Origin of the sequence: Bradyrhizobium sp. LB11.1, from assembly GCF_040549385.1 — a bacterium.
Lineage (GTDB): Bacteria > Pseudomonadota > Alphaproteobacteria > Rhizobiales > Xanthobacteraceae > Bradyrhizobium.
This window is the reverse complement of the sequence record NZ_JBEPTH010000006.1, coordinates 303,844-327,011: the sequence shown is the minus strand read 5'-3', so window position 1 is coordinate 327,011 and position 23,168 is coordinate 303,844. Positions and strand designations below refer to the sequence as shown.

22 protein-coding genes are annotated in these 23,168 nt (G+C 64.1%); 14 read left to right on the top strand and 8 right to left on the bottom strand.

Going from position 1 to position 23,168, the window contains the following annotated elements; genetic code table 11:
- Window positions 1–12: 12 nt before the first annotated feature.
- On the bottom strand, window positions 13–438 hold the full coding sequence (locus tag ABIA96_RS18600; RefSeq protein ID WP_354138484.1) for a PaaI family thioesterase: 426 nt from the start codon (window positions 436–438) through the stop codon (window positions 13–15).
- Between the two features lie 69 nt (window positions 439–507).
- On the opposite strand from ABIA96_RS18600, the gene ABIA96_RS18595 reads away from it, so the two are divergent.
- Together ABIA96_RS18595 and ABIA96_RS18590 are read left to right on the top strand one after the other, a co-directional pair.
- Complete coding sequence (locus ABIA96_RS18595; RefSeq protein WP_502918833.1) at window positions 508–1,137, top strand: NUDIX hydrolase; 630 nt, start codon at window positions 508–510, stop codon at window positions 1,135–1,137.
- A 56-nt stretch (window positions 1,138–1,193) separates the two neighbouring features.
- A complete protein-coding gene (locus ABIA96_RS18590) occupies window positions 1,194–2,411 on the top strand; it encodes a hypothetical protein (RefSeq protein ID WP_354138482.1) in 1,218 nt (405 codons plus the stop codon).
- Window positions 2,412–2,591: 180 nt separating this feature from the next.
- Here ABIA96_RS18590 and ABIA96_RS18585 read toward each other — a convergent pair whose 3' ends face one another.
- Window positions 2,592–2,894 carry a hypothetical protein gene (locus ABIA96_RS18585; protein ID WP_354138481.1) on the bottom strand — a complete coding sequence of 101 codons (303 nt, stop codon included), beginning with the start codon at window positions 2,892–2,894 and terminating at the stop codon, window positions 2,592–2,594.
- Window positions 2,895–3,089: 195 nt separating this feature from the next.
- On the opposite strand from ABIA96_RS18585, the gene ABIA96_RS18580 reads away from it, so the two are divergent.
- From ABIA96_RS18580 to ABIA96_RS18560, 5 genes are all read left to right on the top strand, one after another.
- Window positions 3,090–3,569, top strand: a complete 480-nt coding sequence (locus ABIA96_RS18580) for a hypothetical protein (protein WP_354138480.1) — start codon at window positions 3,090–3,092, stop codon at window positions 3,567–3,569.
- A gap of 211 nt (window positions 3,570–3,780) precedes the next feature.
- Window positions 3,781–4,728, top strand: a complete 948-nt coding sequence (locus tag ABIA96_RS18575; RefSeq protein WP_354138479.1) for a TAXI family TRAP transporter solute-binding subunit — start codon at window positions 3,781–3,783, stop codon at window positions 4,726–4,728.
- A gap of 190 nt (window positions 4,729–4,918) precedes the next feature.
- Entirely contained in the window at window positions 4,919–7,033 is a 2,115-nt protein-coding gene (locus tag ABIA96_RS18570; RefSeq protein WP_354138478.1) for a TRAP transporter permease, read from the top strand.
- Entirely contained in the window at window positions 6,994–7,407 is a 414-nt protein-coding gene (locus tag ABIA96_RS18565) for a DUF1850 domain-containing protein (protein ID WP_354138477.1), read from the top strand. The genes ABIA96_RS18570 and ABIA96_RS18565 overlap by 40 nt, the downstream gene beginning before the upstream one ends.
- Before the next feature lie 96 nt (window positions 7,408–7,503).
- Window positions 7,504–8,310 carry an SDR family NAD(P)-dependent oxidoreductase gene (locus tag ABIA96_RS18560; protein WP_354138476.1) on the top strand — a complete coding sequence of 269 codons (807 nt, stop codon included), beginning with the start codon at window positions 7,504–7,506 and terminating at the stop codon, window positions 8,308–8,310.
- A gap of 30 nt (window positions 8,311–8,340) precedes the next feature.
- Here ABIA96_RS18560 and ABIA96_RS18555 read toward each other — a convergent pair whose 3' ends face one another.
- Window positions 8,341–9,885, bottom strand: a complete 1,545-nt coding sequence (locus ABIA96_RS18555; protein WP_354138475.1) for a cation:proton antiporter — start codon at window positions 9,883–9,885, stop codon at window positions 8,341–8,343.
- A gap of 116 nt (window positions 9,886–10,001) precedes the next feature.
- Here ABIA96_RS18555 and ABIA96_RS18550 point away from each other — a divergent pair, with 116 nt between their 5' ends.
- The 4 genes from ABIA96_RS18550 (at window position 10,002) to ABIA96_RS18535 (ending at window position 14,857) form a co-directional block, all read left to right on the top strand.
- Window positions 10,002–10,766 carry a tetratricopeptide repeat protein gene (locus ABIA96_RS18550; RefSeq protein WP_354138474.1) on the top strand — a complete coding sequence of 255 codons (765 nt, stop codon included), beginning with the start codon at window positions 10,002–10,004 and terminating at the stop codon, window positions 10,764–10,766.
- Window positions 10,767–10,953: 187 nt separating this feature from the next.
- Entirely contained in the window at window positions 10,954–12,324 is a 1,371-nt protein-coding gene (locus ABIA96_RS18545; protein ID WP_354138473.1) for a tetratricopeptide repeat protein, read from the top strand.
- Between the two features lie 248 nt (window positions 12,325–12,572).
- The gene (locus ABIA96_RS18540) at window positions 12,573–14,495 is read left to right on the top strand and encodes a propionyl-CoA synthetase (RefSeq protein WP_354138472.1); all 1,923 of its coding nucleotides are present in this window, start codon (window positions 12,573–12,575) and stop codon (window positions 14,493–14,495) included.
- Window positions 14,496–14,596: 101 nt separating this feature from the next.
- Window positions 14,597–14,857 (top strand): hypothetical protein, encoded by a 261-nt coding sequence (locus tag ABIA96_RS18535; RefSeq protein ID WP_354138471.1) that lies wholly within the window; start codon window positions 14,597–14,599, stop codon window positions 14,855–14,857.
- A 173-nt stretch (window positions 14,858–15,030) separates the two neighbouring features.
- Here ABIA96_RS18535 and ABIA96_RS18530 read toward each other — a convergent pair whose 3' ends face one another.
- Entirely contained in the window at window positions 15,031–15,726 is a 696-nt protein-coding gene (locus ABIA96_RS18530) for a DUF1013 domain-containing protein (protein ID WP_354138470.1), read from the bottom strand.
- A gap of 265 nt (window positions 15,727–15,991) precedes the next feature.
- Between ABIA96_RS18530 and ispH the strand changes: the two genes are divergently transcribed.
- The 3 genes from ispH to rnhA are packed head-to-tail and all read left to right on the top strand — an operon-like array spanning window position 15,992 to window position 18,411.
- Window positions 15,992–16,960, top strand: a complete 969-nt coding sequence (gene ispH, locus ABIA96_RS18525; RefSeq protein WP_354138469.1) for a 4-hydroxy-3-methylbut-2-enyl diphosphate reductase — start codon at window positions 15,992–15,994, stop codon at window positions 16,958–16,960.
- 6 nt (window positions 16,961–16,966) lie between these two features.
- Window positions 16,967–17,950 (top strand): homoserine kinase, encoded by a 984-nt coding sequence (locus ABIA96_RS18520; RefSeq protein WP_354138468.1) that lies wholly within the window; start codon window positions 16,967–16,969, stop codon window positions 17,948–17,950.
- Window positions 17,947–18,411, top strand: coding sequence for a ribonuclease HI (rnhA, locus tag ABIA96_RS18515; RefSeq protein WP_354138467.1), 465 nt, complete (start codon window positions 17,947–17,949; stop codon window positions 18,409–18,411). The genes ABIA96_RS18520 and rnhA overlap by 4 nt, the downstream gene beginning before the upstream one ends.
- Before the next feature lie 163 nt (window positions 18,412–18,574).
- Here rnhA and ABIA96_RS18510 read toward each other — a convergent pair whose 3' ends face one another.
- From ABIA96_RS18510 to ABIA96_RS18495, 4 genes are all read right to left on the bottom strand, one after another.
- On the bottom strand, window positions 18,575–19,060 hold the full coding sequence (locus ABIA96_RS18510) for a peroxiredoxin (protein ID WP_247504057.1): 486 nt from the start codon (window positions 19,058–19,060) through the stop codon (window positions 18,575–18,577).
- A gap of 108 nt (window positions 19,061–19,168) precedes the next feature.
- Window positions 19,169–19,723 carry a DUF924 family protein gene (locus tag ABIA96_RS18505; protein ID WP_354138466.1) on the bottom strand — a complete coding sequence of 185 codons (555 nt, stop codon included), beginning with the start codon at window positions 19,721–19,723 and terminating at the stop codon, window positions 19,169–19,171.
- 17 nt (window positions 19,724–19,740) lie between these two features.
- On the bottom strand, window positions 19,741–21,426 hold the full coding sequence (locus tag ABIA96_RS18500) for a long-chain fatty acid--CoA ligase (RefSeq protein ID WP_354138465.1): 1,686 nt from the start codon (window positions 21,424–21,426) through the stop codon (window positions 19,741–19,743).
- Between the two features lie 195 nt (window positions 21,427–21,621).
- Window positions 21,622–23,070 carry a D-alanyl-D-alanine carboxypeptidase family protein gene (locus ABIA96_RS18495; protein WP_354138464.1) on the bottom strand — a complete coding sequence of 483 codons (1,449 nt, stop codon included), beginning with the start codon at window positions 23,068–23,070 and terminating at the stop codon, window positions 21,622–21,624.
- Between the last annotated feature and the right edge of the window lie 98 nt (window positions 23,071–23,168).

The window sequence follows — 23,168 nt, the reverse complement described above, 5'->3', positions numbered from 1 at the left end:
GACGGCGTACAGCTACTCCGGTCCCTTCAGAATCTTGAACACGCCGTTCGCCATCACCACGCAGCGGTTGTCCACGCTGACCTCCGTACTCATGAAAATCAGGCTGCGCGTCGAGCGCACAACGCGGGGGCGGGAGATCAGGATGTCGCCGATCTTGCCCGCTTCCACAAAATGCGTGTCGAGCTGCACCGTGGCCATGTACTCCTTGCCGGAGACATAGCGGGCGGTCATGCCGCAGGTGCGGTCCGCGAAGGTCATCATCACGCCGCCCTGGACCATGCCGCGGCGGTTGTGGTGCTTGTCGTCGGTCGCGAGCGCGAATTCGTACTGGCCGTCGACCTTGCGCTCCCACAAGGGGCCGACCAGGTGCATGAAGCCCGTGGTTTCCAGGATGGTCCAGCCGTCTGATTTGAGCTTTGCGGCGGTCTTGCTGGTCATCGCTCCGTCCATCCTTGCAACGCTTGATCTCTCCTCGTTTCATCGAGCGCAGTCCTGGTGTAGTCAAGCATCATGAGAGCTTTCGGCGATGCCACCAGACGGAATATCGCGGAGGCCTGCGCGGCATTCGCACGGCTGCCTGATGCGGCCGAGCCGTCGGCGCTGAAGCGCGCCGCGGTGGTGCTCGCGCTGACCGCATCCAATGACGGCGACGACACTGCGTTTCTGCTGACCAAGCGTGCTTCACACCTGCGCGCGCATCGCGGCCAATGGGCGTTGCCGGGTGGACGCTGCGATGCCGGCGAGACGCCGGTGCAGGCGGCGCTGCGCGAGCTCGACGAGGAGCTCGCGCTCGGGCTTCCGTCCGACGCCGTGCTCGGCCTGCTCGACGATTATCCGACGCGCTCCGGCTATCTGATCACGCCTGTCGTGGTCTGGGCCTCGAACAATGACTCCATCGTGCCGAACCCGGACGAGGTCGCCTCCGTCCATCGCATCGCGCTCGATACGATCGAGCGCGACGACGCCTTCGACTTCACCGCGATCCCCGAAAGCAGCCGTCGCGTCATCCGCTTCCATCACCAGATGAGCCTGATTCACGCGCCGACGGCGGCCTTGATTTATCAGTTCCGCGAGGTGCTGGCGGGGCGGCAGACCCGCGTCACCGACTTGGAACAGCCGGTGTTCGCCTGGAAATAGTGATGGTAAACGGCGCGTTAACGTGACGGTTACCGGATGCCTGCTAAGAGGGCGGCATGCATCATTCGATTCGAACACATCTGGCGCTGGTTCCACTCGCGCTCGTCCTGCTCGTCCCCACCGCGCGTGGCGGCGAGTCCGACGCGCTGCCGCCCGCCGTCAGCAATGCCAACGCCCAGCTCCTGTCGCAGTTTTTCGCGCAAGGCGGGGGCGCGTCGCCGGCCGTACTCGAATATCGCCGCAAGCTGGCCGAATATCAGCAGATCCGCGGCGCCTTCGACGCCGAGGCCAGCGCCTATTGGGGCCAGGTCACGGAAAAGCGGCGCGGCCGCAACGCCAAGCGGCGCAGCGGCCAGCAGATCACGCTCGACGATTACGTGCTGGAGCAGGCGCCGCTCTATAACGGACCGAAGCGGCCGGTGAACCCCGAGCCGGAAGAAACGCCGGAGCGCCCCACGCGCAAGCCGCTTCCAGTGGCGTCTGATCTCGTGCGCGCCGCGCAGGATCTTTATCAATTCACGCCGCAGCGGCCGTCGAGCGAGGTCGAGTTCAAGCGGGTCTATGCGCGCTACGCGCTCGCTTCCGGACTGACGCGCGAGCAGGCGGTGCGGGTCTATTCGTTCGAGACCGGCGGCACCGGCAATTACGATGTGCAGGCGGGCATCGAGCACGGCGGCAAGCGCGCGATCTCGACCGCGATGGGCTACAACCAGCTGCTCACCACCAACAGCGTCGAGCTGCTGGCCGAGCAGGGCCATGAGTTCATCCGCGCACTTTCCGACAAGGTGGCGCGCACCTCAGGGCCGGCGCGCCAATCGCTCGAGCACAAGCTCAGCGTTCTGAAGAAAATGGTGGCGCGTGCGAAGTCGGTGCCGGACTCCTGGTCGGAGCATGAGAAGATCGGCGACACCGCGCAGGGCTGGGCCATGCATGCGATGGTGCTGGACATCGACATCGGACCGATGCTGCAGACCCACAAGCTGCTGACGTCGGTGCTGTTCGCCCGCGCCAAGGGCTACACCCGTCCGCTCACTGCGGCAGAGCTCGAGATGATGAATCTCACCGGCGACGGCACCGGCCTCGACATGGTGACGATGCCGCAGGCGATGCGCGAGCAGGTGCCGACCTCGAACTTCTTCCAGCGCGGCGGCTACGAGCGCAACCCGGTCGCGATCCGCCACAACACGGTAGCGAAGCTGCTCGCGGTAACGGATACGCGGATGGACAGCAACAGCAACAATGCCGGCGCAAGGGAGCTGGCGGCGGCGTTTTAGGACGGTGTTCGAGCTGCCTCTTTACCTCGCCCCGCTTGCGGGGAGAGGTCGGATTGCATCGAAGATGCAATCCGGGTGAGGGGGTACAGGTCCCTCGACAAAATCTTACACGCGGAGAGAGGCCCCTCACCCCAATCCTCTCCCCGTAAGAACGGGGCGAGGGAGCGCACCGTCAGCGCCTTACTGATCCGCCCCGAACTTGAACTTGCCGTCGCCTTCCAGATACTGACCGCTGCGCATGTAGAGCTGGCCGTTCTGGCCGATGAAAAACAGCGTGCCTTTGGGTACCTTCTTGGCACCCTTCAGCAGCTCGCCGGCATTGCTGGTGCCCATCTTGTAGGAGAAGGTCTTGCCTCCCTTGTCATAGGCATAGCCGGTGTCCGGCTTGATCTCCCACGGCGTTGCCGCGTTTTGCGCGAATGCGGGAGCAGCGAGCGCGCAAAGCGCGACCGCAATTGCAAATGTCTTGATTGTAAATGCCATCGATCCATCCTCCCCGTCGTTGGGGGTGCCCGCTTGAACAAATCACGAACGGCGCTTCCGGGTCAACCCGCGATGACGCCGCAGCGCATCACGTCTTGCCCAGCAGTTTGTGATTTTCCCTTCGTCCCCTCGCGACTATGTTCCGCTTTCAGTCTAGAACGCAACACGACAAAGATATTGGTGGGGATGATTCGAATGCGCCATGTCATTAAATTCTGCTGGGCTGCTGTGTTGTCGCTGACGGCGCTCGCGCCGGCCGCCCGGGCAGATGATTACCAGCTCAGCCACAACCAGCGGATTTCGTGCAGCCGCGGCCTTGCCCCGGGCAAGCTCAACACCGCGACCTGCAAGTCCTACACCTATCTCTTCAATAGCAAGACCTCGGAATATTTCCGCTGCCAGGTCTCGCTGGCGCTGACCCGCGACAACAAGGAAGTCATCAACGTCCAGACCGACGGCGGCTGCACCAAGAAGCCGCGCATCTTCGAGGCTGACGGCAAATACGATTTCGACGCGACCGAGACCGAGCCGCCGAACACCAACTCGTTCTTCGGGCCCGGCGGCTACTCGATCTGGGCCGCCGACATGACCGCGCAGAAGATCCGCGGCTGCATCACCATCTCCTCCGGCCTCGGCTCCGACATCTCCAAGTGCCTGGACATGACGTTCCAGTGACGGCTTGCCAGTGACGACTTGCCGGTGACGGCTTTCTACGACGGCGAGGCGCACGCCAGCAATCTGGCTGCGCCACGTCGCCGCACCCGCCGGGTTCCATCAAAAGCCAGCTAAAACAGGGGCTTCCGCAGCCCTGTTGTGCCTTTTGGATGGGTTGACCCGCACCCCTCATCCGGCCAATTTCCCCGCCGGTTTGGGGAGAATAACAACCATGAAACGGACGATTTTCGGCGTGGCCGCGGCTTTTGCTCTGGCGACGTCGGCACCTTGCGCGCATGCGGAATCCTTCATCAACGTGCTGACCGGCGGCACCTCCGGCGTCTACTATCCGCTCGGCGTCGCGATCGGGAAGATCTACGGCGACAAGATTCCGAACGTGAAGACGCAGGTGCAGGCCACCAAGGCGTCGGTCGAAAATCTCATTCTGCTGCAGCAGGGCCGCGGCGAGCTGGCGTTCACGCTGGGTGACTCGCTGAAAGCCGCCTGGGAAGGCGACGAGGAGGCCGGCTTCAAGACCAAGCTGGATAAGCTGCGCACGATCGGTGCGATCTATCCGAACTACATTCAGATCGTCGCGACTGCCGAGAGCGGCATCAAGACGCTCGCCGACCTCAAGGGCAAGAGCCTCTCGGTCGGCGCGCCGAAGTCGGGCACGGAGCTGAACTCGCGCGCGATCCTGGCTGCCGCCGGCATGACCTACAAGGACCTCGGCAAGGTGGAGTACCTCCCGTTCGCCGAATCCGTCGACCTTATGAAGAACCGCCAGCTCGGCGCCACGCTTCAGTCGGCCGGCCTCGGTGTCGCCTCGCTGAAGGACCTCTCGACCTCGGCCCCCATTACGGTGGTGGCCGTGCCGAAGGAAACCGTCGACAAGATCGGCCCGCCCTTCGTCTCGGCGGTGATCCCGGCCAACACCTATGCCGGCCAGGACAAGGACGTTCCGACCGCGGCTGTCATCAATTATCTCGTGACGAGCACGGCTGTCTCCGACGATCTCGCCTATCAGATGACCAAGTTGGTCTATGAATCGCTTCCGGAGCTCGCCAACGCCCATGCGGCGGGCAGGGAGATCAAGCTCGAGACGGCAGCCACCGGCAGCCCGATCCCGCTGCATCCCGGCGCGATCCGCTATTACAAGGAAAAAGGCCTGATCAAGTAGGGGCAGCTCTGGCTGCAGGACGTCATGGCCGGGCATCAGCGCGAAGCGCGTCTTCGCGCAGATGTCCCTGCCATCCACGTTCTCCGGCCATGCATGGAAGTTTCGCAGGTGCCCGGGACAAGCCCGGGCATGACGGCGCGGGCAGACCGTGCCAAGCTATGAGCGCTGGACGGCTGAGGACGAGTTTAGAATGCTGGAAAAGGCAGGGGGCGCCGACGCGGCGCCCATCAAGGTTGAATTCGACAATTTCGAGCATGGTTTTCCGGAAGGCTTTGGTCCGGGCTGGTGGGGCATGCTCGCCTACTGGATCGGCATCGCGTTTGCGACCTTCCAGCTCTATGTCGCTGCGTTCAACTATCTGCCGAGCCAGGTGGTGCGCGGCGTCCATGTCGGCTTCCTGGTCCTGCTCACCTTCGGCCTGATCGCCAACTTCACCGCGAAGAGCAATTTTGGCCGCGCGCTCGGCTGGGCGATCGGCGCGGCCGGCTTCTTCTGTGGCCTCTATCAATGGATATTCTACGCCGATCTGATCGCGCGCGACGGCGATCCGACCAGGCTCGACCTTGCGGTCGGCACGCTGCTCGCGGTGCTGATCTTCGAGGGCACGCGGCGTCTGATGGGTGCGGCACTGCCGCTGATGTGCGGCGCGTGTCTCGTCTACTGGTTCTTCGGACAATATCTGCCGTCGCCGCTCAACCATCGCGGCTATGATTTCGACCAGATCATCACTCACCTGTCCTACGGCACCGAGGGCTTTTACGGCGTGCCGATCTACGTCTCGGCGACCTACATCTTCCTGTTCATCCTGTTCGGCTCGTTCCTGGAGCGCGCCGGCATGATCCAGCTCTTCACCGACGTCTCGCTTGGCCTGTTCGGCCGCACCCGCGGCGGCCCGGCGAAGGTCGCCGTGTTTGCCTCGGGCATGATGGGCACGATCTCCGGCTCCGGCGTCGCCAACGTCGTCACCGTCGGCCAGTTCACAATTCCCCTGATGATCAGGTTCGGCTACCGCCGCGCGTTTGCCGCGGGCGTCGAGGCCACCGCCTCGATGGGCGGCCAGATCATGCCGCCGGTGATGGGCGCGGTCGCCTTCATCATGGCCGAGACGCTCGGCGTCCAATACTCGGAGATCGTCAAGGCGGCCGCGATCCCTGCGATGCTCTATTTCGCCTCGGCGTTCTGGATGGTGCATCTCGAAGCCGGCAAGCACGGCCTCGTCGGCATGAAGCGCTCGGAAATTCCGAGCGCCTGGAAGGCGCTGGTGACGCGCTGGTACCTCGTGCTGCCGCTTGCCGCGCTGGTCTACATGCTGTTCGAAGGCTTTACCCCGCTCTATGCCGGCAGCATGGGCCTCGCGCTCACCGTGACGCTGATCCTCGGGGCCAGCATCACAGCCGGCGCCTCCTCGATGCTGATCCGCTACATCTTCTGGATTGGCCTTGCGCTCGTCGTTGCCGCGCTGTCGCATGACGGCCTTCAGATCGTGCCGGTTGCAGGCGTCGTCGTCGCGCTGATCGTGATCACCGCTTTCATCCGTGGTGGTCTCAAAGCCTTGCGCGAGTGCCGTGACTCGCTTGCCGAGAGTGCAAAATCCGCGATCACCGTCGGCATGGCCTGTGCCATCGTGGGCGTCATCATCGGCATGATGTCGCAGACCGGCGTCGGCACCATTTTCGGCAGCTGGGTGATCGGGCTCGGCGAGAAGAGCCTGTTCCTGGCGCTGATCATGACCATGCTGTTGTCGATCCTGCTCGGCACCGGCATCCCGACCATCCCGACCTATATCATCACGGCCGCGCTCGCAGCACCGGCGCTGGCGAAACTCGGCGTGCCCCTGATCGCGAGCCACATGTTCGCGTTCTATTACGGCATCATGGCCGACCTCTCGCCGCCGGTCGCGCTCGCAGCGCTGGCGGCAGCTCCAATCGCGAAGGAAAATCCGGACAAGATCGGTTGGGAAGCGATGCGTATCGCTCTCGCCGGCTACGTCATCCCCTTCATCTTCGTCTATTCGCCGGCGCTGATGCTGCAGGCCGGCGATCCCACGGCGGCCACGCTCGGCTTCTACGGCGCGGTAGCGCTCGCGACCTTCAAGGCGTTGGTGGCGATTGCGCTGTTCGGCATGGTCGCGATCGGCTTCCTGTTTACCCGGATGACGCTGCTCGAACGTGTTGTTGCGCTCGGCGCAGCGATGTGCCTGCTCGGCGACTTCCCGTTCAGCGACACCGCGGGCTTCGTGCTCTCGGCCGCGATCGTGCTGTGGCAATGGCGGCAGCGCCCGCCGGCCGTGGTCGAGGCGGTGTGAGCCTCTGCTTCGCCACAGCCGGCGGGGTGAAGGCGCTGGCACTATCCGCGTTCACGCTGGTGTGGACGCATTCGATCGCGAAGGTCGACTGGCAGGAAGACTGGCGCGTCACGCCGGCGGGCCTCGAGCTGGTGCAGGCCCGCGTCAAGGGCACCGGCCCCGGCATGGAGCCGCCGCCCGAGGCACGGCTCGTCGATGGCTGGTTTCAATGGCAGCCGAACCGCGCGCCGATGCCCGAGGTCGTGCTCGGCAATTCCGGCGCGGCCGGTGAATGGCGGCTATGCCATGACGGGACCTGCCGGACGCTTTCGGAGATTGTCGGCCATCCCATCGGTGCTAACGTCACCAAGATGAAGGCTTGCAACGATCCGTAGCCCGGATGGAGCGCAGCGCAATCCGGGACCACTGTCCCCGGATTACGCTGCGCTCCATCCGGGCTACAAGAAGAACAACAACACGGGAGACACGCGATGGACCGGCTCAAGGGCAAGGTTGCGATGGTGGTGGGTGCCGGCTCGATCGGACCCGGCTGGGGTAACGGCAAAGCGACCGCGGTGACTTTTGCGCGCGAGGGCGCGCAGGTGTTTTGCGTCGATCGCAACGGCGCCGCCGCCGAGGAGACCGCGAAGATCATCACCGGCGAAGGCGGCAAGGCGATCGCGTTCACAGCTGATGTTTCGCGTGCAGCTGAGATCGAGGCGATGGTCGCGGCGTGCCTCAGCGCTTATGGCCGCATCGACGTGCTCGACAACAATGTCGGCATCGCCGAGATGGGCAGCGTGGTCGAGGTCACCGAGGAAAGCTGGGACCGCGTCTTCTCCGTCAACCTCAAGAGCGCCTATTTCGCCATGAAGCACGTCATTCCCGTGATGGCTCAGCAGGGCGGCGGCTCGATCATCAACATCTCCTCGATCGCCTCGATCCGTCACATGGGCATCTCGTATGTCACCTACGGCACCTCAAAGGCGGCGATGAACCAGATGACCCGCACCACCGCGATCGAGTTCGCGCGTCACCATGTGCGGGTGAACGCGATCCTGCCCGGCCTGATGAAAACGCCGATGGTGGAGCATTCGGCAGGTCTTGCCGCGAGCTACGCCAAGGGCGACGTCGAGGCGATGTGGCGTGCCCGCGACGCGCAGGTGCCGATGGGCCACATGGGTGACGCCTTCGACGTCGCCAACGCCGCGCTGTTTCTGGCGTCGGACGAATCGAAATATGTGACGGGAATCGAGCTCGTGGTGGACGGCGGGATCACGTGCAAGGCGGGGGCGTAGGCGTCGCCTCACACTCTGCTGTTTGCGGATCTATCCCCCCGCGCTCAATTCTGCGCGATCCAGCTCTTCCTCAACCCGGTGAAATGCGTCGTCGCCGATCACTTCGGTGGCGCGCAGGCCGAAGATCGATTTGCGCGCGGCTTCGATGGCGCGGCGGCGTAAGGGATCGGCGGGCAGTTCGCCGTTGGCTATGCCACCGTGCGGATCGTCGTCGGCCTGCATCAGGAGGGCGCGATATTCGAGCCTGAGGATTTCGGCCTCCTCTGACGGATCGTCCTCGATCGCATCGAGCGCGGCGCGATAGGCGATGGCGCGGGCGCGCGCGACCTCGATGCCGACAGGATCGTCGTCCTTGAGGCCGAACGCCAGGATCAGCGGCCGCAAGGTCAGGCCCTGGATCACCAGCGAGCCCAGCACGACAGCAAAGGCAATGAACACGATGAAGTCACGATAGGGGAAGTTTTCCGGCAGCGCGAAGGCGGTCGCAAGCGTGACCAGGCCGCGCATGCCGCACCAGGAGATGATGAGGCCGCCCTTGGACGAAGCAACTTGCTTCGGATCCTTCGGATGATAGATCCCGTGTGCGATCAGAACGCGCAGCGTCGTGCGGTAGAATGTGATCCAGAGCAGCCGTACGAGGACCACCGTGAGCAGGATCCAGGCCGCGGCCATGCAATATTCCCAGCGCACGTCCGCGTCCAACTTCGTCCAGATCGGCCGCATCTGCATGCCGATCAGCATGAAGGCGAGCACGTTGAGCACGAACACCATCGTCTCCCACACCGCGTAGGATGGCACCCGCAGCCGTGCCGGCATGCGTGCCCCTGCCGTGCGCGCGATAGTGATGGCGTAGACGACGATGGTGAGGATGCCGGAGAGGCCGAGATGCTCGGCCCCAATCCAGACCATGAAGGTGGTGGCGAATTGCACGATGATCGCACTCGGCACTTGCCTCACGCGTTCCAGGAACAGCGGGATGATGCGCCCCGCCAGAAAGCCGGCAAGCACGCTGCCGACGAGCCCGAGGGCGATCGTTGGCGCAACCTCGCTCCACTTGAGGTGCTCCATCACGACCGCGCCGACCGCAATGCGATAGATCAGCAGCGAGCTGGCGTCGTTGAGCAGGCTCTCGCCTTCCAGCACTTTCACCATGCGGTAGGGGAGCTTGACCTGGCTCAGGATCGCAACCGCGGCTGCGGCATCCGGCGGTGCCACGATGGCGCCGAGTGCGATGGCGGCGGCCCAGGGCATGTCCGGCATCAGCCGGTGCGCGACGAAGGCCACGCCGACCGTGGTCAGGCCGACCGCCGCCACGACCAGGGTTGAGACCGGAACCCAATTGTTGCGGAGATCGCGCAGCGAGGTGTCGAAGGCGGCGTCCATCAGCACCGGTGCGACAAAAAGCGCCAATGCCAGATCGGGTTCGAGCGTCCAGGACGGGCTGTTTGGCACGAACGCGATCAGCGCGCCGCCGATCGCGAGAAAGGTCGGGTAGGGGACCTTGATCCGCCGCGCCAGCGCCGATAATGCAACGGCGCCGAGCAGAAGCACGATGATCCATTCGAATGTCGACACGACGTTCCCCGAAACCGATTTGAGCGGCGCTACAAGCTAGCACCAATCCAGCCGTATGATGGATAGTGCGGCTCTGAGGCAAGACCCTAAGACAAGACTTTCCGGCTGCGACGAACATGCGTTTTCAGAAACTCATTCAATTGTCAGGAGCCGTGGTGCTCTCGGCGCTTTCGCTCGGTGCGGCCCAGGCCGCGACAGGGGGCGAGCCGGCCGCCGTCGCGCAGGTCGACGTCGCGGCATGCCTGGCTGCTGCCGCAGCCGATGACGTGGACAAAGCTGCCCCGGCCTGTGCCGCCGTCATCGACAACGAGAAGACCGCAAAGCCAGATCTGATCAAGGCGCTGATCGCGCGCGGTGCGCTTTATGCGCGTCATGACCAGACTGACCGCGCCATCGCCGACGATAGCCGCGCCGTGCTGCTCGATCCCACGCTTGCCGATGTCTTCAACGCCCGTGGCGAGCTTTGGCTGAAGAAGGGCGACAAGCCCAAGGCCGTGCAGGATTTCGGCGCCGCGCTCCGGATCGATCCGAACCACGAAAAGGCCAAGGCCAATCACAAGGCGATGGCCCGCGAACTCGAGCGGATCGGTGCGCAGATGGCGGTCGCCGGCAAGCCCAGCTTCAATTGCGCGAGCGCCCGCCGCCCGGTCGAGAAGGCGATCTGCGGAAATCACGAACTCTCCGACCTCGACCGCGAGGTTTATGCAGCCAATGCGCGCGTGCTGCGCGAGGCGCGGAACGAGGGGGAGGCCAGGAAACTCCAGCGCGAGCAGGATGATTTCATCGCCCGCCGGAATGCCGGGTTTGGCCGCCCGGGGTATGATTTGAAGAAGGCGATGCAGGAGCGGCTGCAACGGCTGAATGGGGTGGACGGGTATTGAGGTTCTTAACCTCACCGCGAATCCAACTGCCACTGTCGATGCGGAAGCCGCCCCCCACCCCGCCCTCTTCCCGTAAGAACGGGGCGAGGGAGCGAGGCAGTCTTCGGCCCTTACGATCGGCCCCATTTGAACCCGCTCCCCTGCCGCCGCGACAACGGAGAGAACCCGATGTCACGGAGCCTTCCCAATGTGCGGCACGCGTCCTTCCGCGCAAATGTTCCCGCTTGCAAGAATCTTCTTCCTCAGCGCCGCGATGAGCCTTGTCCTCGCCGCCCCGGCATCGGCCGCCGATTGCGTGATGGGGAGCAAGGCCGCGCCGGCTGACATCATCTCGGCGTGCAGCGCCATCATCGACCAGACTTCGAATCCGGGTTCAGATCGGGTCGCGGCGCTGCTGGTTCGGGCCGATGCGAACGCGCGGACCTCCGGCGGGCTCACCCAGGCGCTGCGGGATATCGACCGCGCCATCGCGCTCGACGGCAAGAACGCGCGCACCTGGCGCTTGCGCGGCGATCTGTTGCGAGAGGCGGGCGGTGATCTCAATCGCGCCACGGCCGATCTCAGCAAGGCGATCGAGCTCGATCCGCAGGATCCAGAGGCGTATGAGCTGCGCGGCGTCGCCTACACCAACCAGCGCCGGCTCGATCGTGCGATCGCCGACTACGACCAGGCGATCAAGCTGAAGCCGGATTATGCGCAAGCCTGGTCCGACCGCGGCGCGACCTACTATCTCAACGGCGACAACGACAAGGCGGTGAGCGATCTCAGCGAAGCGCTGCGGCTCGATCCGAACCGGCCGCGCAGCTATACCAACCGCGGCGCTGCCTACAAGAAGCTCGGCCAACTCGACAAGTCGATTACCGACGACAGCGAGGCGATCAGGCTCGATCCGAAAGTGCCGGAATATTACGACAATCGCGGGCTCTCCTATGCCGCGATGAAAGACTACGACAAGGCGATCGCTGATTACGACCAGGCGCTGCGACTGGCCCCGCGGCCGAACTTCTTCACCAACCGTGGTGATTCCTACCAGTTCAAGGGCGAGTTCGGCGCGGCGCTCAGTGACTACAATGACGCGCTGAAGCTCGATCCGAATTTCGCGAAGACCTACAACAACCGCGCCGTGCTTTATTCCAAGATGGGCGACCGCAAGAAGGCGCTGGCCGATTACGAGACGGCGCTGCGGCTCGACCCCGGCAACACCAACGCCGCGGACGGCCGCCGCACCATGATGGCGGAGATCGCGAAGTTCGGCGCCGCGCCACCGCAGCCGCTGGCTGCGAACTCCGGCAACGGCCCGTCATTCGATTGCGCGGATGCCAAGCGCGAGGTGGAGAAGGTGATCTGCGCCGATCCGCAGCTTGGCATGCTCGACCGCCAGCTCGCCGAGGTCTACGACCGCGTGCTGAAATCGATGAGCCGGCGCTCGGCCGCTGACCTGCGTAAATCCCAGCACGATTTCCTCGCTACCCGCGACGCCAGCTTCCGCCGCCCCGGCTACGATCTGAAGAAGGTCATGCAGGATCGGTTGCAGCGGTTGCATGGCATGGACGGCTGAGAGGCGCTGAAGGAACTAAAGCCGTTCGGCTGGCTCGGTCCCTCTCCCGCAAGCGGGAGAGGGAGCGCCTCCGATGCCGCGCAAAGTGCACCTCTCCTCCAAAAGGCTCATCCTTTTCAGCTTGAACCGCGGCCCATTCCCGGGAAAATACCCGTCAAACGTGGCCGGCACTTGATCCCTGTCATGGCGGGGCTGACGGCCTGCCGTCAGGTCGAGGCCCGGCCAATAAAGGGAACGGGAGCGCGGGAATGAACGTCCAGGGAAACGTCGACGGGAAGAGTATCTATCACGAGGTTCATGCGCGCTCGCTGGCCGACCCTGCGGGCTTTTGGGCAGAGGCGGCGAAGGAGATCGACTGGATCGAGCCGCCCAAAAAGATCTTCGATGCCACCCAGGGAGTCTACGGCCGCTGGTTCACCGGCGGCGTTGTCAACACCTGCTACAACGCGCTCGACCGCCATGTCGAACGCGGGCGCGGCGACCAGGTCGCGCTGATCCATGATTCGCCGCTGACCAGCTCGGTCACGAAGTTTACCTATGCCGAGTTGCTTGCCGAGGTGCAGGCGCTCGCCGCCATCATGCGGGATTTTGGCGTCGCCAAGGGCGACCGCGTCATCCTCTATATGCCGATGGTGCCGGAAGCCGTGGTCGCGATGCTCGCCTGCGCGCGCATCGGTGCGGTGCATTCCGTGGTGTTCGGCGGCTTTGCCGCAAAAGAGCTTGCGACCCGTATCGACGATGCGCAACCAAAACTCATTCTCTCCGCGAGCTGCGGCGTCGAGCCCGGCCGCATCGTGCAGTACAAGCCCTTGCTCGATGAGGCGATCAAGCTCGCGACCGCCAAGCCCAAGGCCTGTATCGTGCTGCAGCGTCCGCAGCTGATCTGCGACCTCGCGCCAAAGCGCGACTATGACTGGGCGAGCCTGCGCCGCAAGGCAATGAACGACGACAAGAAGGCCGCATGCGTGCCCGTCGCCGCGACTGATCCACTCTACATTCTCTACACGTCAGGTACGACCGGTATTCCCAAGGGCGTTGTGCGCGACAATGGCGGGCATCTGGTCGCGGTGAAATGGTCGATGTTCAACCTCTATGGCGTCAAGCCCGGCGAGGTCTGGTGGTGCGGCTCCGACATCGGCTGGGTGGTCGGCCACAGCTATATCATCTACGGCCCGTTGCTGCACGGCGCGACCTCGATCATGTACGAGGGCAAGCCGGTCGGCACGCCCGATGCCGGCGCATTCTGGCGCGTGATCAGCGAGCACAAGGCGGTCGCCTTCTTCACTGCGCCGACCGCGTTCCGCGCCATCCGGAAAGAGGATCCGGAAGGAAAATTCATCCGGCAGTATGACCTCTCCAAATTCCGCACGCTGTTCCTCGCGGGCGAGCGCGCCGATCCGCCGACGGTGGAATGGGCAGAGCAGCAGCTGAAGGTGCCGGTGATCGATCATTGGTGGCAAACCGAAACCGGCTGGTGCATCGCGGGCAATCCGGTCGGCCTGGGGATGCTGCCGGTGAAGCACGGTTCGCCGACGGTGCCGATGCCGGGCTATCAGGTCGACGTCGTCGACGAAGCGGCAAAGCCGGTCGGTCCCAACATTATGGGTTCGATCGTCATCAAGCTGCCGATGCCACCCGCTTGCCTGCCGACGCTGTGGAATCAGGATGATCGCTTTCGCGAGGCCTATCTCACCGAATTCCCCGGTTATTACAAAACCTCGGATGCCGGCTACAAGGACGAGGACGGCTATGTCTTCGTGATGGGCCGCACCGACGACATCATCAACGTCGCCGGCCATCGGCTCTCTACCGGCGGCATGGAGGAGATACTGGCTTCGCACCCCGACGTCGCCGAATGCGCCGTGCTCGGCGTCAAGGACGCGATCAAGGGCGAAGTGCCCTGCGGCTTCCTGGTGCTGAAAGCCGGCGTGAAGCGGCCGTCCGCCGAGATCGAGAAGGAGATCGTCGCGCTGGTGCGCGACCGGCTCGGTCCCGTCGCCGCGTTCAAGCTCGCGATCATCGTCGGCCGCCTGCCCAAGACCCGCTCGGGCAAGATCCTGCGCGGCACCATCAAGAAGATCGCCGACGGCGAAGCCTGGACGATGCCGGCGACCATAGAAGACCCCAAGGTGCTCGACGAGATCGGCGAGGCGCTGAGGGGGAGGGTGTGAATTCCGACCCGGCATGGGGCTTGAAGTGGCCGTATTTTTCCGCTCAACCCTCATCCTGAGGAGCGCGCTTGGCGCGCGTCGCGAAGGATGAAAGGCCCGCTATGAAGTCGAAGTCGTTCGTTGCGATTGTGTTTGCGGGCCTCGCTCTCTCCGCTTGCTCGGCGCGCTACCAGACGCCGACCGCGTTGGGTGGTGACGACGATGACGCTGTGTGCCAGAGCCGCGGCTACGCGTCGGGCTCGCCCGACTATGTGGCCTGCCGCAAGGACCGCGACGTGCAGCGCAACGCCGCCACCTCACGCTCCGATCGCCGTCAGCGCGATCTCGGCGAATACATGTTGAACCATCCGGATCGGCCGTGAGCGACGCTTTCTTCCGTCATTGCGAGCGCAGCGAAGCAACCCAGTATCCTTCCGCGGTGACAGTCTGGATTGCTTCGCTGCGCTCGCAATGACGAGATAGAGCTCCCAAAAACAGAAACGCGGCGGGTTTTTCCCGCCGCGTTTGCTTGAGATGATGAATGAAAGAGCGAGGACTACTCCTCCTCTTCCTCGTGCTTCTTGCCGCCGAGGGTCTTGAGCTTGGCGAACACGGCGTCGACGTTGAGATCGTCGCTCGACTTCTCCGACGGCTCGAATTCGTCCTTCTTGGTGGTCTCGGAGGCCGGCAGCAGGGTGGCGCCGCCATAGGCCGCGTCGATCGGCTTCTCCTTCGCCGCGCGCGCCACTTCGAAATCGAGCTCGATCTGCGAGCAGAGGCCGAGCGTGACCGGGTCGATCGGAGTCAGTTGGGACGTGTTCCAGTGGGTGCGGTCGCGGACGCTCGCAATCGTGCTCTTGGTGGTGCCGACCAGACGCATGACCTGGGCGTCCTTGAGCTCCGGATGGCTGCGCAGCAGCCAGAGGATGGCGCTGGGGCGCTCGTGGCGGCGTGACACCGGCGTGTAGCGCGGGCCCTTGCGCTTTGGCTGGGGCGGCAAAATGACCTTGCTCTCCTGGAGACGGAGCCGGAAGTCCGGGTTGTTCTCGCCCTTCTCGATTTCCTCGCGGGTCAGCTGGCCGTTGGAAATCGGGTCACTGCCCTTGATGCCCTGCGCGGCGTCACCGTCGGCGATCGCCCGCACCTCGAGGGGGTGCATCTTGGTGAAATCGGCGACCTGGTCGAAGGTCAGCGCGGTGTTGTCGAGCAGCCAGACGGCGGTCGCCTTGGGCATCAGAGGTGCGTTGCTCATGGCAAATCTCCTTTGTGCTTCGCCCACCCCTCTGGAGGCGAAACCGGTGGTCATCAGCGATGACAGGGAATTCGCGCTATATAAGCCCGGAGGGGGTAGCCACGCAATGGTTCTGCTATAGATAGTGCCTTGACAGCGCCCGAAAGGGGGCCCAATTCCCTCTCAAGCCGCTATAAAAGTCCAAACAGACCGTTTCAGGCCCTTTTCCACCCATCGACCGTCCCCCGCCAGAAGGCGTTGGGTGATTCGGTCCCGAGATCGCTCAATGTCAGCCAAACCAGACCTCAAGATCGTGCTTTGTTCTCCCCGCGGGTTCTGCGCCGGGGTGGTCCGGGCGATCGACACCGTGGAACGGGCGCTCGATAAATACGGCGCCCCCGTCTATGTTCGCCATGAGATTGTGCACAACAAATATGTCGTCGACGGGTTGAAAAAGAAGGGCGCGATCTTCGTCGAGGAGCTGGCGGAGATTCCGGCGAACACCACCGCACCTGTGGTGTTTTCGGCTCATGGCGTGCCGAAGTCGGTTCCGGCCGACGCCACGTCCCGCAATTTGTTCTCGCTCGATGCGACCTGCCCGCTGGTGACCAAGGTGCATCGCGAGGCCGCGATCCATTTCAAGCGCGGCCGCGAGATATTCCTGATCGGCCACTCGCATCATCCCGAAGTGGTCGGCACGCTCGGCCAGCTGCCGGTCGGCGCCGTGACCCTGATCGAGACCGCCGAGGACGCCAAGACCATCTCTCCGAAGGATCCCAACAACCTCGCCTTCGTGACCCAGACCACGCTGTCGATCGACGACACCGCGGAGATCGTGGCGCTGCTCAAGGAGCGCTTCCCGAACATCAACGGGCCGCACAAGGAAGACATCTGCTACGCCACCACCAACCGCCAGCTCGCGGTCAAGAAGGTGGCGCCGGTGGTCGACGCGCTCATTGTCGTTGGGGCCCCCAATTCGTCGAACTCGCAGCGCCTGCGTGAGGTCGCCGAGCGCGAGGGCTGTGGAATTGCGGTGCTGGCGCAGCGCGCCACCGACATCGACTGGACCAGGTTCGGCAACATCTCGAGCCTCGGCATCACCGCGGGCGCGTCCGCGCCGGAAGTGATCGTCGAGGAGATCATGGACGCGTTCGCCGAGCGCTACACGCTGCATGTGGAGACGGTCTCGGCCGCGGAAGAAAACGAGTTCTTCCCGCTGCCGCGTCAGGTGCGCCCCGAAGCCGCCGCTGAGTAGACTTTTATGGCGGTCTACACCGACGTTGCCGCCGACGAGCTTGCGGATTTCCTGAAGCAATACGATCTCGGCGAACTGCTCTCCTACAAGGGCATCGCCGAGGGCGTCGAGAACACCAACTTCCTGCTGCATACCACCAAGGGCTCGTTCATCCTCACGCTCTATGAGAAGCGTGTGGCGAAGAACGATTTGCCGTTCTTCCTCGCGCTGATGACGCATCTTGCCGAGCACGGCGTCAGCTGCCCGTTGCCGGTGAAGGCGAAAGACGGCGAGGCGTTGCACGGATTGCAGGGACGGCCCGCCGCGATCATCACCTTTCTCGAAGGGATCTGGCCGCGCAAGCCGAACGCGGCTCATTGCGCCGGCGTGGGCGAGGGTCTCGCCCGGATGCATCTGGCTGGCGCCAACTTTGCGGTCAAGCGTGCCAACGCGCTCTCGGTCGCGGGCTGGCGGCCGTTGTTCGATGCGGCGGCGGCCCGCGCCGATGAAGTGCAGCCGGGCCTGCGCGCGTTTCTTGCGGCCGAGCTCGACTATCTCTCGGGCGGGGTCTGGCCGAACAATTTGCCTGAGGGCGTGATCCACGCCGATCTCTTCAACGACAACGTCTTCTTCCTCGGCGACAAGCTCTCCGGGATCATCGACTTCACCTTCGCCTGCAACGATATGCTGGCCTATGACGTCGCGATCTGTCTCAACGCCTGGTGTTTCGAGCCGGATCATTCCTTCAACGTCACCAAGGCGCGCGCCTTCCTCAACGCCTACGGCCGTGTGCGAAAGCTCTCCGAGGCGGAAGAGGCTGCGCTGCCGCTGCTGGCGCGCGGTGCTGCGATCCGCTTCCTGCTGACGCGGCTGGTCGACTGGCTCAACGTGCCGCCCGGTGCGCTGGTCAAGCCGAAAGATCCGCTGGAGTATTTTCGCAAGCTGCGCTTCCACCAGAGCGTTTCCAGCGCGCGCGATTACGGGCTGATGCCGTCAGGACTGGTTGCGTGAGCGAGCTTCCCACTGTCACGATCTATACCGACGGCGCCTGCTCGGGGAATCCCGGGCCCGGCGGGTGGGGCGCGATCCTGAAGTTCGGCGACAAGGAAAAAGAGCTGAACGGCGGCGAGCGCCACACCACCAACAATCAGATGGAATTGATGGCGGCGATCTCCGCGCTCGAAGCGCTGAAGAAGCCGTGCACCGTCGATCTCTACACCGACAGCCAGTATGTCCGGCAGGGCATCACCGGCTGGATCCACGGCTGGAAGCGCAATGGCTGGCGCACCGCCGACAAGAAGCCGGTGAAGAACGTCGAGCTATGGCAGCGCCTCGACGCCGCGCTGAAGGCGCATGACGTGCGCTGGCACTGGGTCAAGGGTCACGCCGGCCATCCCGAGAACGAGCGCGCCGATCAATTGGCACGCGACGGCGTCGCGATGGCGCGGACGCAACAAAGGATGCCGGAGTAGGACGGCGACGACTCCATAATCTCCGCCGTCATCGCCCGGTTTCGTAGGGTGGGCAAAGCGAAGCGTGCCCACCACTTTTTTCAATCTGGGAAAGATGGTGGGCACGGCGCTGACGCGCCTTTGCCCACCCTACGGCACTACGACACTTCCGTCGCGGCTAAGCTTACAGCTGCCCCAGCAGCGTATCGCCGCCGGACACTTCGACCTTGCCGGGCATCGCCTCCAGGTTCAGCTTCTTGACCACGCCGTCCTCGACCAGCATCGAGTAGCGCTTGGAGCGGATGCCGAGGCCGTTGCCGGAGGCGTCGAGCTCCATGCCGATCGCCTTGGCGAAATCGGCATTGCCGTCGGCGAGGAAGATCGCCTCGTCGCGCTGGTCGGTGTCGCGCTTCCAGGCGTTCATGACGAAGGCGTCGTTGACCGAGACGATCGCGATGGTGTCGACGCCCTTGTCCTTCATGGCATAGGCGTTGAGGAAGATGCTCGGCAGATGCATCTTGTGGCAGGTGCCGGTGTAGGCGCCGGGCACCGCGAACAGCGCCACCTTCTTGCCCTTGAAGATATCGTCGGTGGTCTTCACTTGTGGGCCTTCCGCCGTCATCACGCGGAATTTCGCCTCGGGCAGCTTTTCGCCAGTCTGGATCGCCATCGTCAGTCTCCCTGAAAATCGGTAGGGCTTTTTAGACCGTGGCGCGGGACTGCACAACATTGCGGGCGAGGGAAGCTGAGGGGCCGGCGGCCCTTCACTGTTATGTCATCAGCCCGCAAAACCGCCGCCGTCGAGGAAAGCCTGCTCGTCCTCGGTGGTATCGCGGCCGAGCAGGCCGTTGCGGTGGGGGAAGCGGCCGAACCGCTGGATGATGTCGGCGTGCTCCCGGGCGTATTTCTGGTTCTCGGTATTGCCGGTGTTCTGAAACAGCGCGACGCAATGCAGCTGATCGGTCAGGTGCTCGGAATGCATGAAGGGCATGTAGAGGAATTCGAGCAGGATAGGATCGATCCTGCGATCTGCGCCTCTTTCGATGGCGCGGCGGGCGGCACCACGCGCCAGCGCGTCGCTGGCAAAAGCCTCCGGCGTGCCTCGGAAGATGTTGCGAGGAAACTGGTCGAGCACGATGACGAGCGCGAGCGCGCCGTCGTCGCTGTCTTCCCATGACGCGAGTTCGCCGTCGACCGCCTTTTGCCACAGCGGAAGAAAGCGGTGCCTGACCTCCGCGTCGAAGGCGTCGCTATGCTTGTACCAGCGCTCGCGGCCGGCCTCGCGCCAGAACGCGAGAATGCCGGCCGGCGCCATGTTGCCGATGTCGGTCATGAACCTGAGAGGCGGCCTTATGCCGCCTGAGCCTTCTTCTCGTCGCGCAGCTCGCGGCGCAGGATCTTGCCGACATTGGTCTTGGGCAGATCGGCACGGAATTCGATCTGCTTGGGCACCTTGTAACCGGTGAGCTGCTCACGGCAGAACTTGATGACGTCCTCCGCCGCGAGGTTCGGGTCCTTCTTGACCACGAAGGCCTTCACCGCTTCGCCGGACCCGCTGTCGGGAACGCCGATCACGGCGCATTCCAGCACGCCCGGATGGCTCGCGATCACTTCCTCGATCTCGTTCGGATAGACGTTGAAGCCGGATACCAGGATCATGTCCTTCTTGCGGTCCACGATCTTGCTGTAGCCCTTCTCGTCCATCACGCCGATGTCGCCGGTGCGGAAATAGCCGTCCGCCGTCATCACCTTCGCGGTCTCTTCCGGCCTGTTCCAGTAACCCGACATCACTTGCGGGCCCTTGGCGCAAATCTCGCCGGGCTGGCCGAGCGGCACTTCGTTGCCGTCGTCGTCGCGGATCGAGATCCAGGTCGAGGACACGGGCAGGCCGATCGAGCCGGAGAATTCGGTCGTGGTCGCGGGATTGCAGGTCAGCGTCGGCGAGGTCTCCGACAGGCCGTAGCCCTCCGCGATGAAGCAACCGGTCACGGCCTTCCACTGCTCGGCCACCGGGCGCTGCACCGCCATGCCGCCGCCGTTGGAGATCTTCAGCTTCGAGAAGTCGAGCTTCTTGAAGTCAGGATGATGCATCAAGCCGTTGTAGAGCGTGTTGACGGCCGGGAAGCTGTTGACCTGGTATTTTGCCAGCTCCTTGACGAAGCCGGCGATGTCGCGCGGGTTCGGGATCAAGAGGTTGCAGCCGCCGGCGCGCACCGCGAGCAGATAGCAGGCCGTCAGCGCGAAGATATGATAGAGCGGCAGCGCGCAGACGATCATGAGCTGATCGACATGGGGAGGCGCAGCCATCGCCGGCTGCAGCCATGCGTCGTTCTGCAAAACGTTGGCGACGATATTGCGATGGAGCAGCGTGGCGCCCTTGGAGACGCCGGTGGTGCCGCCGGTATATTGCAGGAAGGCGACGTCGCCGGGCGACAGCTTCGGCTTGTTGAAGGTCTGGCCACGGCCGGCCGAGAGCGCGTCGTTGAACGACACTGCGCCGGGGAGCGACCAGGCCGGCACCATCTTCTTGACGCGGCGGACGACGAGATTGACGATCACGCCCTTGAAGCCGAGCAGATCGCCCATGCTGGCGACGATGACGTGCTTGACCGGCGTCTTCGCGATCACCTGCTCGACGGTGTGGGCAAAGTTCTCCAGCACGATGACGGCTTCGGCGCCGGAATCCTTGAGCTGATGCTCGAGCTCGCGCGGGGTGTAGAGCGGGTTGACGTTGACCACGGCAAAGCCAGCGCGCAGCACCGCGGCGGTGGCGACCGGATATTGCAGCACGTTCGGCATCATGATCGCGACGCGCGCGCCGCGCTGCAGGCCGCGTCCCTGCAAATAAGCAGCGAGCGCCAGCGACATCTGGTCGAGGTCGCGGTAGCTGATCGCCTTATCCATGCAGATGAACGCCTTGCGATCGGCGAACTTCGTAAAACTCTCCTCGAGGAGGTCGACCAGCGATGCGTATTGCGTCGGCTCGATATCAGCGGGCACGCCGGGCGGATATTGCTTGAGCCAGATGCGCTCCATGGAAACTCCCCTCTCTTACACGAGAGCCCGTTGTGTCTCGGGCTTGCCTCATTGCCGGCAGTATCGAGCCTGCCGGAACTGCTGGCAAGCGGTCGAGGCTTAGGGCAAAGGCCGGAGAGTGGCTACTGGAATCGTCGCGAACGGCTGCCGCAGTTGCGAAGTGCGGGCGCAGCGTAACAGGACTCGCGTGTTAACCTAGCTGTTGTTGGGCGCCGGTTTCGGCTTGGTGGCCGCCTTGGGCTTGGCCGGCTTGGCAGCCCGATCGCCGCTCGCCATCGGCTTCTCCGCAGGCTTGGCCGCCGCATCGGGCTTGGCCGCGGCATGCTTGCTCGCCGCCGGCTTGGCCGCGCTCTTGGTATCACTCTTGGCAGCCGCGTCTGGCTTGGTGGCCGACGGTTTCGCCGCGGCAGTTTTCGTGTCGCTGCCGGCATTGGGTTTCTTGGCGATACGCGACTTCTTGCCACGCGCCTTCGGTGGGTTCTGCTGGTCGGAGTCGGCTGCGACCGCCGCGACCAGGGCAGCGCCGGTGCGGGTCGGGCCGGTATAGACCACCACGGGCTCTGCGGCTGCCGGCGCCGAGGCCATCAGCTCGGACGCCTTCATCAACGGCGGCTGGAGGCCTGCTGTGAAGAAGGTCACCTGGGCTTCGCCGCCGGTGGCCGAACCGCTCGTGCCGCCGCTGTTGGTCGCGATCAGCGCGTCGTCGTCGTCGCTGGCCGGTCGCTTGCGGTGACCGCCGCACATCTCCTCGCGCAGGTTCGGCGGCGAGGCGTCGACCGGCACGAGGTTCTCGACGGTGCCGAGCGAGGGACGCAGCCACGACAGATTATCCTGGCTGAAGCCGCGCTCGAGCAATTGCGCCGCCTTCACCGCGCGCGCGGTGCCGGAATTGGCGCCGAGCACCACCGCGATCAGGCGGCGGCCGTTGCGCGTGGCGGATGCGACGAGGTTGTAACCGGAGGCGCAGATGAAGCCGGTCTTGAAGCCGTCGGCGCCGGGATAGCGGCCGATCAGCTTGTTGAAATTGCCGGTGACGCGCTTGCCGAAGCGGATCGCCGGGATGTGCACGAAATACTCGTATTCCGGCAGGTCGCGCAGGAACGAGCGCGCGAGAATGCCGAGGTCGCGCGCCGAGGTGACGTGTCCATCCGCGGGCAGGCCGTTGGGATTGACGTAGTTCGTCTGCGTCATGCCAAGCTTCTTCGCGGTGTCGTTCATCATCACGGAGAAGCCGTCGATCGAGCCGCCGACGCCTTCGGCCAGCACCACGGCCATGTCGTTCGCCGACTTGACCATCATCATCTTCAGCGCGTTGTCGACGGTGAGCTGCGTTCCCGGACGCAGGCCCATCTTCGATGGCGCCTGCGAGGCCGCGGTCGGTGACACCGTCAGCATCGTGTCGAGCGTGATCTTGCCGTCCTTGACCGCCTTCAGCGTCACATAGGCGGTCATGATCTTGGTGACGGAGGCCGGATACCAGGGAACGGTCGCGTTGTCCGCCTGGAGCACCTTGCCGGTGTCGGCTTCGATCAGAAGCAGCGCTTCGGCATTTGCGATGCGCGGTGCGAGCAGCGCACCGACTGCGAGGGTCGCAGCGAACAGGTTGAACAGGGATTTGCGAAGCAGCGGGCGAAAGGCGTGCACTATCCGATTCCGGTCCTTGGAGATCCGCCGGTTCCGGTCGGCTCTCGTGATCTGATGTTCGGTTCTGAAATCCGGCGCCGCCGCTCGCGGCAGCGCAA

Bases quoted from the DNA above. Each gene is read 5' to 3' on its own strand.
- ABIA96_RS18590 (WP_354138482.1), top strand. From the start codon at position 1,194: ATGCATCATTCGATTCGAACACATCTGGCGCTGGTTCCACTCGCGCTC.
- ABIA96_RS18520 (WP_354138468.1), top strand. From the start codon at position 16,967: ATGGCGGTCTACACCGACGTTGCCGCCGACGAGCTTGCGGATTTCCTG.
- ABIA96_RS18560 (WP_354138476.1), top strand. From the start codon at position 7,504: ATGGACCGGCTCAAGGGCAAGGTTGCGATGGTGGTGGGTGCCGGCTCG.
- ABIA96_RS18530 (WP_354138470.1), bottom strand. From the start codon at position 15,726: ATGAGCAACGCACCTCTGATGCCCAAGGCGACCGCCGTCTGGCTGCTC.
- ispH (WP_354138469.1), top strand. From the start codon at position 15,992: ATGTCAGCCAAACCAGACCTCAAGATCGTGCTTTGTTCTCCCCGCGGG.
- ABIA96_RS18545 (WP_354138473.1), top strand. From the start codon at position 10,954: ATGTGCGGCACGCGTCCTTCCGCGCAAATGTTCCCGCTTGCAAGAATC.
- ABIA96_RS18585 (WP_354138481.1), bottom strand. From the start codon at position 2,894: ATGGCATTTACAATCAAGACATTTGCAATTGCGGTCGCGCTTTGCGCG.
- ABIA96_RS18540 (WP_354138472.1), top strand. From the start codon at position 12,573: ATGAACGTCCAGGGAAACGTCGACGGGAAGAGTATCTATCACGAGGTT.
- ABIA96_RS18535 (WP_354138471.1), top strand. From the start codon at position 14,597: ATGAAGTCGAAGTCGTTCGTTGCGATTGTGTTTGCGGGCCTCGCTCTC.
- ABIA96_RS18565 (WP_354138477.1), top strand. From the start codon at position 6,994: ATGGCGGCAGCGCCCGCCGGCCGTGGTCGAGGCGGTGTGAGCCTCTGC.
- ABIA96_RS18505 (WP_354138466.1), bottom strand. From the start codon at position 19,723: ATGACCGACATCGGCAACATGGCGCCGGCCGGCATTCTCGCGTTCTGG.
- ABIA96_RS18570 (WP_354138478.1), top strand. From the start codon at position 4,919: ATGCTGGAAAAGGCAGGGGGCGCCGACGCGGCGCCCATCAAGGTTGAA.
- ABIA96_RS18575 (WP_354138479.1), top strand. From the start codon at position 3,781: ATGAAACGGACGATTTTCGGCGTGGCCGCGGCTTTTGCTCTGGCGACG.
- ABIA96_RS18500 (WP_354138465.1), bottom strand. From the start codon at position 21,426: ATGGAGCGCATCTGGCTCAAGCAATATCCGCCCGGCGTGCCCGCTGAT.
- ABIA96_RS18600 (WP_354138484.1), bottom strand. From the start codon at position 438: ATGACCAGCAAGACCGCCGCAAAGCTCAAATCAGACGGCTGGACCATC.
- ABIA96_RS18510 (WP_247504057.1), bottom strand. From the start codon at position 19,060: ATGGCGATCCAGACTGGCGAAAAGCTGCCCGAGGCGAAATTCCGCGTG.
- ABIA96_RS18550 (WP_354138474.1), top strand. From the start codon at position 10,002: ATGCGTTTTCAGAAACTCATTCAATTGTCAGGAGCCGTGGTGCTCTCG.
- ABIA96_RS18580 (WP_354138480.1), top strand. From the start codon at position 3,090: ATGCGCCATGTCATTAAATTCTGCTGGGCTGCTGTGTTGTCGCTGACG.